The organism is Mesorhizobium sp. M0904 (genome assembly GCF_040319475.1).
Classification (GTDB): Bacteria; Pseudomonadota; Alphaproteobacteria; order Rhizobiales; family Rhizobiaceae; genus Mesorhizobium.
Map to the genome: position 1 here is coordinate 106,618 of NZ_JAMYOC010000001.1, position 14,459 is coordinate 121,076.

Genomic DNA, 14,459 nt, shown 5'->3' on the forward strand with positions numbered 1-14,459 from the left:
ATGGGAATTGTTGTAGCTGATTGCCGACTGCGTAGAGCTGTTCGATTTGTTGGCGTTACCTCGATCGTCCCCCGCGATTATACGAACAGGGCATCCGGTTTGTTTTGTCAGGCGAGGAAAACATTCTTGGGTCCGGGCAGGAAATGCGTAAGACCTTGCGAATGAGGCCAGCAGCCCAATAAAACCGGACAACTCGCGTGCAACTCATCTGCTTACGACACGTCGGCCGTTTGCCCTTGCCTTGCAGCCAAATTCCTGTATAGACGCCCGCAATCTGCCGGTCCTTGCTGGGGGCTGAACGGAGGGCCGGAGGTTTTTCGAAACCTTCGCGTGAAGCCAGAAGCGCTTCCGCCTCCCGTGTCTCCGCTCTCGACCGTCTCGTCATGCTCCTTTCTTCCCCGCCTTCGCAAGGATTGCGGGTCAGAGAAGTTGCAGAGGCTTTTGCCGCCGGGAACCGGGAGAGAAACGAAGAAAGGCACGAACACTATGGCTCTATACGAACATGTGTTTCTTGCTCGGCAGGACCTCTCGCAGCAGCAGGTCGATGCGCTTGTCGAACAGTACAAGGGCGTCATCACCGCGAATGGCGGGTCCGTCGGCCGGGTCGAGAACTGGGGACTGAAGTCCCTCACCTACCGGGTCAACAAGAACCGGAAGGCATATTATACACTCATGGACATCACCTGCCCCCCGGCCGCGCTCAACGAAATGGAGCGCCAGATGGGTCTGTCCGAGGACGTACTGCGTTTCCTGACCATCAAGGTCGATGCGCATGAGGAAGGTCCGTCGGCAATGATGCAGAAGCGCGAAGAGCGGTCGGAACGCGGCGGCTTCGGCGACCGCGACCGTGGCCCGCGCTCATTCGGCGACCGCGATCGCAGTGACCGCGGTGATCGTCCGCCGCGCAGCTTCGGCGATGGCGGTGCCGATCGTGGCCCGCGCCGTCCGCGCGAAGGCTTTGAAGGAGCGGCAGAATAATGGTCGACATCAATCAGATCCCAACCCGGCGCCCCTTCCACCGCCGCCGCAAGACTTGCCCGTTCTCTGGCGCCAACGCGCCGAAGATCGACTACAAGGACGTGCGGCTTCTGCAGCGCTACATCTCCGAGCGCGGCAAGATCGTGCCATCGCGCATCACCGCCGTCAGCCAGAAGAAGCAGCGCGAACTCGCCAAGGCGATCAAGCGTGCCCGCTTCCTCGGCCTGCTGCCCTACGTGGTCCGCTAAATCTACGCGGGCGGTTCGCCGCCCGCTTTTTGTCACCGGCCACGACGGGCGCAGCCGGATCGAACACCAAATCCCGGGTTGGATTTCGACAAGAGATCCTAACTGCCGCGACAGGCAGGACAGCGACACAGGCGGCGACGCCCCAGCTTCCTGACCTGTTCCAGACAACTCGGCGCCGATCCTGAGGATAGCGCCCAAGCGAAGGAACAAAACCATGGAAGTCATTCTTCTCGAACGCGTTTCCCGCCTCGGCCAGATGGGCGACACCGTCAAGGTCAAGGACGGATTCGCCCGCAATTTCCTGTTGCCGCAGGGCAAGGCGCTGCGCGCCAACGAAGCTAATAAGAAGAAGTTCGAGGGACAGCGGGCGCAACTGGAAGCCCGCAACCTGGAGCGCAAGTCCGAGGCCGCGCAGATTGCAGAAAAGCTCGACGGCAAGAGCTTCATCGCCGTGCGCTCGGCCGGCGAGACCGGTCAGCTTTATGGTTCGGTCTCGACACGCGACATCGCCGAGCTGGTGACGGCGGAAGGTTTTTCGGTCAACCGCAACCAGATCCTGCTCAACCAGCCGATCAAGACCATTGGCGTCACCAATGTGGCGATCGCGCTGCATCCGGAGGTGGAGGTTACCATCACGCTCAACATTGCCCGCACGGCCGACGAAGCCGAGCGCCAGGCCAAGGGCGAAACGCTGACCACCGCCGAAGCCATCTATGGCGAGGACATCAACGATAATGCGCGGCCGGAAAACTTCTTCGATCCGAATGCGGAGTTCGAGGGCGGCGAAGACAACGGCTGATCGTCATTCGTCGGCATTCGCCGGCTAATCGCTATTCTGGACCAATGCCCGGGCCTCGTACTCGGGCATTTTTATGCCAAATGGAACTTTTCGAACCCCTATATCTTGATGCAGAATAAGACAGCCTGTCTGACCGAGAGGGGACATTTGGTCATGAATATTCTGCTGAAACGCATTCTCGACCGCCTGGTCCGCACAGGCAATCTCAAGGTGACAGGGCCGCAAGGCTCGATGGTGACTTTCGGTGACGGCAGCGGCGAACCGGTGCACATGCACATCAAGACCAGGCATGCCGAGCGCGCCATCACTTTCGATCCGATGCTGGCGGTGCCGGAAGCCTACATGGACGGTGAACTCGACATTCTCGAGGGCGGCGTGCTGGGGGTGATGCGCATTGCCTTCCAGAACATGGGCAGCGGTGGTATCGATGCCACCTGGTCGAAGGCGATCGAAGGTCTGCGCCACGCCTTCCGGCGCCTGCAGCAGATCAACACGGCGTCGCGGGCGCGCCGCAACGTGCAGCGTCATTACGATCTGTCGGGCGACCTCTACCGCCTCTTCCTCGATGAGGACATGCAATATTCCTGCGCTTATTTCGAGCAGCCGGATATGACCCTCGACGAGGCACAAGCGGCCAAGAAGCGCCATATTGCCGCCAAGCTCAGGCTGAAGGCTGGCCAGACGGTGCTCGATATCGGCTCCGGCTGGGGTGGGCTTGGCCTTTATCTCGCCAAGGCGTTCGACGTCGACGTACAGGGCGTGACGCTGTCGACCGAGCAGCACGGCGTCGCCACCGACCGCGCCCATGCGCAAGGCCTGCAAAACCGGGTTCATTTCGACATCAAGGACTATCGCGAACTCAATGAACGTTTCGATCGCATCGTCTCGGTCGGCATGTTCGAGCATGTCGGCGTCAATCATTTCCGCACCTTCTTCGACAAGTCGGCGACGCTGCTGAAGCCGGACGGCGTCATGCTGCTGCATACGATCGGCCGCTCCGGCGTGCCGTGGGCGACCAGCGCCTTCATCCGCAAATACATCTTCCCGGGCGGCTATATTCCGTCGCTCTCTGAAGTGATGCCGGCCATCGAAAAATCGGGGCTCGTCGTCACTGACATCGAGGTTCTGCGGCTGCATTATGCCGAGACGCTGAAGCATTGGGGCGAACGCTTCGCCGCCAACCGCGACAAGGCCAAGGCGATTTATGACGAGCGCTTCTGCCGTATGTGGGAGTTCTATCTTGCCGCCTCGGAAGCTGCCTTCCGCTGGCAGGATCTGGTGATCTTCCAGATCCAGATTGCCAAGAAGAACGACACGCTGCCGATGACGCGCGACTACATGGTCAATTGTGAGAAGGCGCTGGAGATGCGCGATCTTGGACGTCGTGAAAAGGCTCCGGCCGCCAAGCCCGCTCGCCGCCGCAAAATGGTGGATCCGGAGTAGACGGCCGGCGATCGCGCCATTGCCGCTTGCCATTTGCCGACTGGCACGCTGAAAAGGCTCCCGTCAACGCGGGACCTTTTTTATGACCTACCTCCTCTACGTCGCTGCCGCACTTGCCGAGATCGCCGGCTGCTTTTCGTTCTGGGCATGGTGGCGGCTGGAAAGGTCGCCGCTGTGGTTGGCGCCCGGTCTCGTCTCGCTGGTGCTATTCGCGTGGCTGCTGGCGCTGGTCGACACCAGCGCGGCGGGCCGGGCCTACGCCGCCTATGGCGGGATCTACATTGCCGCCTCGCTGGCCTGGCTGTGGCTGCCGGAAGGCGTGCACCCCGACCGCTGGGACCTTGCCGGTGCCGCGATCTGCATCGTTGGCGCCTCGGTCATTCTGCTCTCGCCTCGGACTGCCTAAGCGATGGAACTGCCCGTCCCGCTTAGACAAGGCGTCGACCGCCTTCTCGAACAGGTGCCGCTGCCGATGCTTAAGCAAGCGGCAAAGACGCTGTCGGACCGCTACCGCGCCGAGTTGCGCGACGGCCGCCTGCACATGGCCGAAGACATGGCGGTGAAGGCCTATCTGGCAACGCGGCTGCCGGCGACCTATGCTGCCGTTCGCGCCAGCCTCGATGCGGTAAGCGAGGCGCGGCCCGATTATGCTCCGAGAACCCTGCTCGATGTCGGCGCCGGCCCCGGCACGGTGCTTTGGGCCACAATCAATCTCTGGCCCGATCTCGAACAGGCGGTGCTGCTCGAGGCCGGCGCCGCGGTGCGGCGGGTCGGCGAGGCGCTTGCCGCGGATGCGATCACGGCCAGGACCGCCTGGCGGACTGGCGACGTCACCATCGACCTGGTCGATCTCGAGCCGGCCGAGCTGGTGACTTCAGCCTATGTGCTGGATGAGATCGCGCCGGCATCGCTGGCAAAACTCGTCGACCGGCTCTGGCAGTTGACCGCAGACACGCTGCTGGTCGTCGAGCCGGGCACGCCGGCCGGCTGGCAGCGTATCCTTGCCGTGCGGCGGCAGCTGATCGAGGCGGGGGCGCACGTGCTTGCGCCCTGCCCGCATGAGGCGCCCTGCCCGCTCGTCGCTCCCGACTGGTGTCATTTCGCCCGCCGCGTCGCCCGCTCGCGCCTGCACCGTCTGGCCAAGGATGCCGAGGTGCCGTGGGAGGACGAGAAATTCATCTTTGTCGCGGCCTCCCGTCATCCGGCCGCTCCGCCTCGAGCGCGAGTGATCGCACCGCCGAAATCGGGCTCGGGCAAGGTCTTGCTGAAGCTTTGCGAACAGGATGGGAGTGCTGCCGAGCGACTGTTCACCAAGCGCGACGGCGAGACGTTCAAGGCCGCGCGGCGACTGGACTGGGGTGATGCCTTGCCGGAATGACCGGCAGCTATTTTCCTGTTTTGTTCTCGCCTGAGAACGGCTAGGCTCGCCATCTTGATTCGAGTCAATCGAGATTCTTTCCACCGAAAGATCACGGCTGTGAATCGCGGGCATCAAAGTTGGTTGGTTGGGGACTGATGCAGATAAGTCATCACCGACTTGTCTCGTTCTGATATCGAGAGACGGGGATCAGGACCGGGGACATCATGGCAGAGGCAGCACGAAAATTCAGCGTGGCGGAAACACCGCTCTATCGCGAGGCGCCGAACAATATCGAGGCCGAGCAGGCGCTGCTCGGCGCCATACTGGTCAACAACGATGCCTTCTACCGCGTCTCCGACTTCCTGAAGCCCGGCCATTTTTACGAGCCGCTGCATAGAAAGATCTTCGAGGTCGCGGCCGAGCTCATCCGCATGGGCAAGATCGCGACGCCGATCACGCTGAAGACCTTCCTGCCGGCCGACGAGAAGGTCGGCGACATGACGGTGGCGCAATATGTCGTGCGGTTGGCGGTCGAGGCCGTCACGGTGGTCAACGCAACCGACTATGGCCGCGCCATCTACGATCTGGCGACGCGGCGCGCGCTGATCACCGTCGGCGAGGACATGGTCAACATCGCCTATGACGCGCCGGTCGACATGTCGCCCTCCGACCAGATCGAGGATGCCGAGCGGCGCCTGTTCGAATTGGCCGAAACGGGCCGCTACGATGGCGGCTTCGAAAGCTTCACCGATGCCGTCAAGACCGCCGTCGACATGGCCAATGCCGCCTATATGCGTGACGGGCATTTGTCGGGCGTCGCCACCGGCTTGCGCGACCTCGACCGCCGCATGGGCGGCCTGCAGTCGTCCGACCTGATCATCATTGCCGGCCGCCCCGGCATGGGCAAAACCTCGCTCGCCACTAACATCGCCTTCAACATCGCCGAGGCGTATGTCCCGGCGCAGCAGGCGGACGGCTCGTTCAAGGCGGCCAATGGCGGCGTCGTCGGCTTCTTTTCGCTCGAAATGTCATCCGAACAGCTGGCCACCCGCATCATTTCCGAACAGACGGAAATCCCGTCGTCGAAAATCCGCCGCGGCGAGATCAGCGAGATGGATTTCGAAAAGCTGGTCGCCTGCTCGCAGACAATGCAGAAAATCCCGCTGTTCATCGACCAGACCGGCGGCATTTCCATCGCTCAGCTGTCGGCCCGCGCGCGTCGCCTGAAGCGCCAGCGCGGCCTCGACGTCATCGTCATCGACTATATCCAGCTGATGCAGGGATCGAGCGCGAAATCGTCGCAAAACCGCGTCCAGGAAATCACCGAGATCACCACCGGCCTCAAGGCACTGGCCAAGGAGCTGGCGGTGCCGATCATCGCCCTGTCGCAGCTGTCGCGCCAGGTCGAGAGCCGCGACGACAAGCGCCCACAGCTTTCGGATCTCCGCGAATCGGGCTCGATCGAGCAGGACGCCGACGTGGTGCTATTCGTCTACCGCGAGGAATATTATCTGAAGAACCGCGAGCCGAAGCCGGGTACCGACGAATACATCAAGTGGGAGCACGAGATGAACGAAATGCGCGGCAAGGCCGAAGTCATCGTCGCCAAGCAGCGCCACGGTCCAACGGGATCGGTCAGCCTCGCCTTCCAGGGCGAATTCACCCGCTTCTCGGACCTTGCCGAGGAGCATCATTTGCCGGATCGGTTCGAGTAGCTTTTTGACCAACCGTCGCGCTCCGTCACACCCCCCTCTGGCCTGCCGGCCATCTCCCCCGCAAGGGGGGAGATCGGCAGTTTTGCCGCCAGCTCTCTTCCTGCGACATCAGAGATTGGCGACAGCGTCGATGACAGCCAATCTCCCCCCTTGCGGGGGAGACGTCCGGCAGGACAGAGGGGGGTGGGCCGGATCGCCGAGCCTCGGCAATTGGCAAGCGACGCGACGCTGATGGCCAAATCGCGCGTCCAGTTCATCTGCCAGAATTGTGGTTCGGTGCATCAGCGCTGGGCCGGCAAATGCGATGCGTGCGGCGAGTGGAACACGCTGGTCGAGGAAGGTACGTCCGGCGGCATCGGCTCGGGTCCGGCCAATAGCCGTAACGCGCGCAAGGGTCGCGCCGTAGTGCTCACCACCTTGTCCGGCGACATCGAGGACGCGCCGCGCATCGTCTCCGGCATCGGCGAGCTCGACCGCGCCACGGGCGGCGGCTTCGTGCGAGGCTCGGCGCTGCTGGTCGGCGGCGATCCCGGCATCGGCAAGTCGACGCTGCTCACCCAGGCCGCGGCCGCGCTGGCGGCAAAGGGCCACCGCATCGTCTACGTCTCGGGTGAAGAGGCGGTCGCCCAGATCAGGCTGCGCGCGCAGCGGCTCGGCGTCGCCGGCACCCCGGTCGAGCTCGCCGCCGAAACCAATGTCGAGGACATCCTCGCCACCATCGCCGACGGCAAGCGGCCGGATCTGGTCATTCTCGATTCGATCCAGACGCTGTGGACCGACATGGCCGATTCGGCGCCCGGCACGGTGACCCAGGTGCGTGCCGCCGCCCAGGCGATGATCCGCTATGCAAAATCCACAGGGGCGGCGATCGTTCTGGTCGGCCATGTCACCAAGGAGGGCCAGATCGCCGGCCCACGCGTCGTCGAGCACATGGTCGACGCGGTGCTCTATTTCGAGGGCGAAGGCGGCCACCACTTCCGCATCCTGCGCACGGTCAAGAATCGATTCGGGCCAACCGACGAGATCGGCGTCTTCGAAATGTCGGACAAGGGCTTGCGGGAAGTCGCCAACCCGTCCGAGCTTTTCCTCGGCGAGCGCCATGCGAAGTCGCCGGGTGCCGCGGTTTTCGCCGGCATGGAGGGCACACGGCCGGTGCTGGTCGAGATCCAGGCGCTGGTGGCGCCGTCGACGCTGGGCACGCCGCGCCGCGCCGTCGTCGGCTGGGACGGTGCCCGGCTATCGATGATCCTGGCGGTTCTGGAAGCTCATTGCGGCGTCCGCTTCGGCACCCACGACGTCTATCTCAACGTTGCCGGCGGCTACCGCATTTCGGAGCCGGCGGCCGATCTGGCGGTGGCGGCGGCACTGGTTTCCTCGCTCACCGGTCTTGCCCTTCCCGCCGATTGCGTCTATTTCGGCGAAATCAGCCTTTCGGGTGCGGTGAGGCCGGTTGCGCATGCGCAGCAGCGCCTCAAGGAAGCCGAAAAGCTGGGTTTCGGAAGCGCGGTTCTGCCCTTGGGCAGCGAGGAACTTGTCGGTGGTAATGGGGTCGGGGGGATCGGAGCCGGCGCTTTCCAGCCCACCGAGCTTGCCGATCTCGTGGCGCGCATAGCCGGCTCACGGCGCAGCCGCGTCGACGAGCGAGAGTGATGCGGCTCGTCGAGCCGCGAAAAAGAGATCGGAGTGGGGCGAAAACATGCCGATTACGCTGCTTGACGGAATTCTCGTCGGCTTCACCCTGGTCTCGGCGATGCTCGCCATGGTTCGCGGCTTTTCGCGCGAGATCCTGTCGATCATCTCCTGGGCAGCCGCCGCGGCGGCCGCCTTCTTCTTCTACAAGCCGGTACTGCCTTACATTCAGCCCTATATCGACAACGACAAGGCGGCCATGGCGGCGGCGGCCGGCATCGTCTTCATTGTAGCGCTGATCGTCGTTTCGGTCATCACCATGAAGCTCGCCGACTGGATCATCGATTCCAGGATCGGCGCGCTCGATCGCACAGTTGGCTTCCTCTATGGCGCGGCGCGCGGCATCCTGGTGGTCGCGGTTGCGCTGCTTTTCTTCAATTGGCTGGCCGGCGCCAAGGCCCCAGGCTGGATTGCCAACGCCAAGTCAAAGCCGCTGCTCGAATCGATCGGCGCCAAGCTCGAAAGCCTGCTGCCCGAGGATCCGGAAAACGCTATCCTCAACAAGCTCAATCCGAATCAGCCAGCCACCGAGACGCCTCTGGCCCCAGACGCCCCTGCAGCGGAAGCACCTGCCGCCGGCGACGACGCCACCGCTCCGGCACCCGATGACAGCGACGCGCCACCGGCCGACAATGCGCCCGCGACGCCGGCACCTGCAAACCCGGCGCCGGCAAACTGATTTCGACAGACTTGCCAATCTGCAGACTTGGCGAGGCATCAAGACTGACGATCATGTGAACGCCGCACGACGTGCGTTGCTTTCGATGCGCTATGACCTTATATGGCGACTTTAGCGGAGCTTGAGCCCCCAATGGCAGACGCAGACGACGTGCTTTCCGCCGAAGTCGACGACCATTTCCACGACGAATGCGGCGTGTTCGGCATTTTCGGCCGGCAGGACGCCGCAGCCATCGTAACCCTCGGCCTGCATGCGTTGCAGCATCGAGGCCAGGAAGCGGCCGGCATCGTTTCCTACGACGGCACCCAATTCCATGTCGAACGCCATGTCGGCCTGATCGGCGACACCTTCACCAAGCAGCGTGTCATCGACAGCTTGCAAGGCAACCGTGCCATCGGCCACACGCGCTACGCCACCACCGGCGGCTCCGGCCTGCGCAACATCCAGCCTTTCTTCGCCGAACTTGCCGATGGCGGCTTTGCCGTCGCCCACAACGGCAATCTCACCAACGCCATGACCGTGCAGCGCGCGCTGCAGAAGCAAGGCGCCATCTTCTCTTCCACCTCCGATACCGAGACGCTCTTGCATCTGGTTGCCACCAGCAAGGAGCGCGACCTGAATTCGCGCTTTATCGATGCGGTGCGCCAGGTCGAAGGCGCCTTCTCGCTGGTGGCGATGACGTCCAAGAAGATGATCGGCTGCCGCGACCCGCTCGGCATCCGCCCGCTGGTACTCGGCGATCTCGACGGTGCCTGGATCCTCGCCTCGGAAACCTGTGCGCTCGATATCATCGGGGCGCGTTTCGTGCGTGACCTGAAGCCCGGCGAAATGGTCGTCGTCACCAGCAAGGGGATCGAAAGCCTGTTCCCGTTCGAGCCGCAGAAGACCCGCTTCTGCATTTTCGAATATGTCTATTTCGCGCGGCCGGATTCGTCTGTCGAAGGCCGCAATGTCTACGAAGTGCGCAAGCGCATCGGCGCCGAGCTGGCTCTGGAAAGCCCGGTCGAGGCGGACATCGTCGTGCCGGTGCCGGATTCGGGTACGCCGGCGGCGATCGGCTTTTCACAGGCCGCGGGCATTCCGTTCGAGCTCGGCATCATCCGCAACCACTATGTCGGCCGTACCTTCATTCAGCCCGGCGATTCGATCCGCCACATGGGCGTCAAGCTCAAGCACAACGCCAATCGCCGCATGATCGAAGGCAAGCGCGTGGTTCTGGTGGACGATTCGATCGTGCGCGGCACCACCAGCCAGAAGATCGTGCAGATGGTGCGCGATGCCGGCGCCAAGGAAGTGCATATGCGCATTGCCTCGCCGCCGACGCGCGCCTCCTGCTTTTACGGCGTCGACACGCCGGAGAAATCGAAGCTGCTGGCATCGCGCATGTCGGTGGAGGAGATGGCCGAGTTCATCCGCGTCGATTCGCTCGGCTTCCTGTCGATAGACGGGCTCTATCGCGCCGTCGGCGAAGCCGGCCGCGACAACGAGCAGCCGCAATTCTGCGACGCCTGCTTCACCGGTCAGTATCCGACCCGGCTTGCCGATTTCGAAGGCTCCGACAATGTGCGCACGCTGTCGCTGTTAGCGGCCGGCGGGTCGTAGGCCTTGCCGGTCCGTTTGTCTCCGTCCGCTTGGCCCCTTACGGCGGCTTCACCTTGCCTGTCGGAATCCATCGTATGAGCCTTGACCTCTCCGGCCGCGTTGCGGTCGTCACCGGCGCGTCGCGCGGTATCGGCTATTTCATCGCCAGGGAGCTTGCCGCGGCCGGTGCGCATGTGATTGCGGTTGCTCGCACCGTCGGCGGCTTGGAAGAACTCGACGACCAGATCAAGGCAGGTGGCGGACAGGCGACGCTGGTCCCGCTCGATCTTGCCGACATGGCGGGGATCGACCGGCTGGGCGGCGCCATCCACGAGCGCTGGGGCCAGCTCGATATACTGGTCGCCAACGCCGCTGTGCTCGGCGTCATCGCCCCGATCGGCCATGTCGAGGCCAAGACCTTCGAGAAGGTGATGACCATCAACGTCACCGCAACATGGCGGCTGATCCGCTCGGTCGACCCGCTGCTCAGGCTCTCCGATGCCGGTCGCGCCATCGTGCTTTCCTCCAGCCTTGCCCACTCCGCACGCGCCTTCTGGGCGCCTTATGCGGCGTCGAAGGCGGCGGTCGAGGCCATGACGCGTTCATGGGCGCATGAGACCGAAAACCTGCCGCTCAGGGTCAATGCCGCCGATCCCGGGGCAACGCGCACCGCGATGCGGGCGCAGGCCGTACCCGGCGAGGATCCTGAAACACTGCCGCACCCTTCGGAGATCGCCAAGCGTATCGTGCCGCTGGCCAGCCCTACGCTCAAGGAGACCGGGCTGATCTTCCAGGCCAAGCACAATCGCTTTGTCGCCTACCGGCAACCGGAGTAGCCACACATCGCATTTTGCCGGAAGAATTGCGCCGGCACCAACGTTGTTCGGGTGCCACAATTCGAGGAACGGAGGACCATATGCGGAGACTGCTTCTCTTGACTGCCACCGCGCTGCTTGCAGTTATCGGCGCCACGTCGTCGCAGGAGGCAACGATGAGCTTTTTCGTCACCAGCGTCGGCTCCGGCAAAGGCGCCGATCTCGGCGGTGTGGCCGGCGCCGACGCCCATTGTAGTTCACTGGCCGAAGCCGCGGGCGTTACCGGCAAGACATGGCGCGCTTATCTCTCGACCAGCGATACCGATGCACGCGACCGTATCGGCAAAGGCCCGTGGTTCAACGCCAAGGGCGTCAAGATCGCCGATGATGTCGCTTCCCTGCATAGCGATGCCAACGCCATCACCAAACAGACGGCACTCGACGAAAAGGGCCAAATGGTCAACGGCCGCGGCGACACGCCCAACCGGCACGACGTTTTGACCGGCTCCAAGCCGGATGGCGCGAAAATAGCCGACCAGACCTGCGGCGACTGGACGCTGAGCGGAGCAGAAGGTGTGGCGATGATGGGTCATCACGATCGTACCGGCCTCGATGATTCGGCAGCCGCCAAATCGTGGAATTCCTCGCATGCGTCACGCGGTGGCTGCAGCCAGGAGGCGCTGAAGGGCACCGGCGGCGACGGCCTGTTCTATTGTTTTGCGGTGAACTGAACCACAGCCGGAAAACGACCGACATCACGCGGCTGTGATGCCGTGGCTTAACGCCGCGCTTTGGCCCAGCTTTCGCCGCTGGGCCGGAGTTGCTAGGATCGTGCGACTCCCAAACAAGCAGAGCGAGGAAATACTCATGGCGGCACCGAGCGTAGCGTTAGTCTGGTATCTGGTGATCGCCGGCCCGCAAGGCGGCATGGTCGTGCTGCCCAGCACATTCGACACCCGCGAACAGTGCGCCTTCGCCATAACCGAATACCAGAAGCAACCGACGCCGGCCGGCTGGTCGGTGCAGTGCGTGCCGAGCGCCTCGCCCTTCGCCGACGAGGGCGACGCCGAGGAGCCGTCGGCGCAGTAGGACAGCGTGATCTCCCCACATGAGGGGGAGATGGCCGACAGGCCAGAGGGGGGTTGGTCCGATCGGGCTCGGCCTGCTGCAGCGGTTGGCGCTTCACGCGAGACAACCCTCTGTCGCCTTCGGCGACATCTCCCCCTGAGGACCCTCAAGGGGAGATCGTCAGCGTCGCGCGCTGACCGTCAGCTCCGGCTTCTGGCTGATGGTCTGAAACACCACGCAGTAGCGCTCGGTCAGCTTGAGCAGCGCATCGATGCGCTCCTGCGGTTCGTCGGTGTCGAGCCCAAATGTCAGCCGGATGGCGCGGAAGCCAACCGGCGCATCCCTCGCCACGCCAAGCGTGCCGCGAAAGTCGAGATCGCCTTCGGCTTCCACCGTGGCGGCTCCAAGCTTGAATTCCAGCGCCGTCGCCACTGCCTTCAGCGTGACACCGGCGCAAGCCACCAGCGCCTCCAGCAGCATGTCGCCGGAGCAGAGTTCGAGCCCGGTGCCGCCGGTCGCCGGATGCAGCCCGGCAATGGCAATCGCCCTGCCCGTCTCGACCTTGCAGGCGATCGATTGGTCGTCGATCGAGCCCTTGGCCTTGAGGGTAATCAGCGCGCGCGAGGCGTCGTCGCGATAGGCCTCCTTCAGCGGCGCCTGCATGGCCTTCAATGCGATCGCGTCCATTTCATTTCTCTCCCATAGTTGTCTGGCTTCGCCGCTTAACGGCGGTGTCGCCTGCCCCAAACGCAAGTCCCCGCTGGCGTAGCGCTTGGCAGGGTTTCGCCCGTATAGCCTGACGATACGGGTGCCCGACATCCAACGCCTTCACACCCTCTCTCGCAACACATTCGTAAGGCCGCCGGACATATGGCCGATATCGCCACCCTGGAAACCCGCGAAAGGGTTCTTGCGGGCCTCCTGTTCAACGGCGCTGCCGTCTGCTGTTTCGATGCACGACGCCTCGATCAAGCTGACACTATGGTGTCAGGACGGGGCAGCGTAAGCTGGTAAAATGACGGAATCGCTGGACATGTCAGGCACAGTGGAAAGCGCCCGCGAACGTACCCTCGGCATCATCCTGGTCTCGGCATCGGCGGCCGTCTTCGGCCTCACCGGCGTGCTGACCAAATCGATCCATGCCGACCCGCTGACCATCACCTGCTGGCGCGGCTTCGTCGGCTCGATCCTGATCAGCCTTTATGTGCTATGGCGTCGCCAGCGCTCCGGCGGTCGCGACAGCCTGCGGCTCGGCTGGCGCGGCTGGCTGCTGGCGATCGAGGGCGCGCTCGCCAGCATCGCCTTCATCTCGGCGTTCAAGTTCACCTTTGTCGCCAATGTCGCGATCATCTATGCCACGGCCCCTTTCGTCACCGCGCTGCTTGCCTTCATGCTGGTCCGCGAGCCGTTCCGGCTGCAGACGCTTGCCGCCGCCGCCGTGTCACTGTGCGGTGTGGCGATCATGGTCTGGTCCGGCTTCGGCACCGGCCATCTGTTCGGCGACGGGTTGGCGCTGCTGATGACGATCGGCAGCGCGCTCTACATGATCATGGTGCGGGCCTTCCGCGATACGCCGGTGGTGTGGGCGGGTGCCATGTCGGCGTTCCTCCTGTTCGTGCTCGGCTGGCTCATCACCGATCCGCTGGCCGTCTCGGCCCGCGACGCTGTGCTTCTAGCCACCTTCGGCGCCTCGTTCGCGCTGGCCTCGATCCTGTGGACGGAGGGCACCCGGCTTATTCCGGCGGCCGAGTCAGGATTGCTGGGCTCGGCCGAAGTGCCATTCGCGATCCTGTTTGCCTTCCTGTTCCTCGCGGAGATCCCGCCGGCAGCCAGCATGCTCGGCGGGGCCATCGTGCTTTGCGCGGTGTTCGCTCACGCCGGCCGAGACTGGCTGATGGCCAAGCAGCGCGCAGCGGATGCATGACCAATCCTCGCCGCGTCCGAGGGCGAGTTGGCGGTCCGATCACGAGAAGTCCGTTCCTCAAAATAAATTTGAAAAGTCATGGAACCATCATAGGGCTCAGTCATTATGGCTGCGACGGGCCACCCCAAGTCCCCCCAAACCCCTCGGCCCGTCCTACTCA

15 protein-coding genes are annotated in these 14,459 nt (G+C 63.6%); 14 read left to right on the top strand and 1 reads right to left on the bottom strand.

Annotation, left to right across the window (positions count from 1 at the left end; all coding sequences use genetic code 11):
- Positions 1-486: 486 nt before the first annotated feature.
- From rpsF to NKH80_RS00655, 13 genes are all read left to right on the top strand, one after another.
- Complete coding sequence (gene rpsF / locus NKH80_RS00595; RefSeq protein WP_352989009.1) at positions 487-978, top strand: 30S ribosomal protein S6; 492 nt, start codon at positions 487-489, stop codon at positions 976-978.
- Entirely contained in the window at positions 978-1,226 is a 249-nt protein-coding gene (gene rpsR / locus NKH80_RS00600) for a 30S ribosomal protein S18 (protein WP_006203718.1), read from the top strand. The genes rpsF and rpsR overlap by 1 nt, the downstream gene beginning before the upstream one ends.
- Before the next feature lie 214 nt (positions 1,227-1,440).
- On the top strand, positions 1,441-2,025 hold the full coding sequence (rplI, locus tag NKH80_RS00605; protein ID WP_254820243.1) for a 50S ribosomal protein L9: 585 nt from the start codon (positions 1,441-1,443) through the stop codon (positions 2,023-2,025).
- A 153-nt stretch (positions 2,026-2,178) separates the two neighbouring features.
- The gene (locus tag NKH80_RS00610) at positions 2,179-3,468 is read left to right on the top strand and encodes a cyclopropane fatty acid synthase (RefSeq protein ID WP_352989011.1); all 1,290 of its coding nucleotides are present in this window, start codon (positions 2,179-2,181) and stop codon (positions 3,466-3,468) included.
- Positions 3,469-3,550: 82 nt separating this feature from the next.
- Complete coding sequence (locus tag NKH80_RS00615; RefSeq protein WP_352989013.1) at positions 3,551-3,874, top strand: YnfA family protein; 324 nt, start codon at positions 3,551-3,553, stop codon at positions 3,872-3,874.
- Between the two features lie 3 nt (positions 3,875-3,877).
- Positions 3,878-4,846 (top strand): small ribosomal subunit Rsm22 family protein, encoded by a 969-nt coding sequence (locus NKH80_RS00620; protein WP_352989015.1) that lies wholly within the window; start codon positions 3,878-3,880, stop codon positions 4,844-4,846.
- A gap of 206 nt (positions 4,847-5,052) precedes the next feature.
- Positions 5,053-6,543 (top strand): replicative DNA helicase, encoded by a 1,491-nt coding sequence (locus tag NKH80_RS00625; protein ID WP_352989017.1) that lies wholly within the window; start codon positions 5,053-5,055, stop codon positions 6,541-6,543.
- Between the two features lie 231 nt (positions 6,544-6,774).
- Entirely contained in the window at positions 6,775-8,193 is a 1,419-nt protein-coding gene (gene radA / locus NKH80_RS00630) for a DNA repair protein RadA (RefSeq protein WP_352989349.1), read from the top strand.
- A gap of 46 nt (positions 8,194-8,239) precedes the next feature.
- Positions 8,240-8,911 carry a CvpA family protein gene (locus tag NKH80_RS00635; RefSeq protein WP_352989020.1) on the top strand — a complete coding sequence of 224 codons (672 nt, stop codon included), beginning with the start codon at positions 8,240-8,242 and terminating at the stop codon, positions 8,909-8,911.
- A gap of 132 nt (positions 8,912-9,043) precedes the next feature.
- Positions 9,044-10,513, top strand: coding sequence for an amidophosphoribosyltransferase (gene purF / locus NKH80_RS00640; protein WP_352989023.1), 1,470 nt, complete (start codon positions 9,044-9,046; stop codon positions 10,511-10,513).
- Between the two features lie 74 nt (positions 10,514-10,587).
- Positions 10,588-11,328 (top strand): SDR family NAD(P)-dependent oxidoreductase, encoded by a 741-nt coding sequence (locus tag NKH80_RS00645; protein WP_352989026.1) that lies wholly within the window; start codon positions 10,588-10,590, stop codon positions 11,326-11,328.
- 80 nt (positions 11,329-11,408) lie between these two features.
- Positions 11,409-12,038 carry a hypothetical protein gene (locus NKH80_RS00650; RefSeq protein ID WP_352507943.1) on the top strand — a complete coding sequence of 210 codons (630 nt, stop codon included), beginning with the start codon at positions 11,409-11,411 and terminating at the stop codon, positions 12,036-12,038.
- A gap of 136 nt (positions 12,039-12,174) precedes the next feature.
- Positions 12,175-12,396, top strand: a complete 222-nt coding sequence (locus NKH80_RS00655) for a hypothetical protein (RefSeq protein WP_254820234.1) — start codon at positions 12,175-12,177, stop codon at positions 12,394-12,396.
- 159 nt (positions 12,397-12,555) lie between these two features.
- On the opposite strand, the gene NKH80_RS00660 is transcribed toward NKH80_RS00655, so the two are convergent.
- A complete protein-coding gene (locus NKH80_RS00660) occupies positions 12,556-13,062 on the bottom strand; it encodes an OsmC family protein (RefSeq protein WP_352479222.1) in 507 nt (168 codons plus the stop codon).
- 328 nt (positions 13,063-13,390) lie between these two features.
- Between NKH80_RS00660 and NKH80_RS00665 the strand changes: the two genes are divergently transcribed.
- Complete coding sequence (locus tag NKH80_RS00665; RefSeq protein ID WP_352689582.1) at positions 13,391-14,299, top strand: DMT family transporter; 909 nt, start codon at positions 13,391-13,393, stop codon at positions 14,297-14,299.
- Positions 14,300-14,459: the final 160 nt, after the last annotated feature.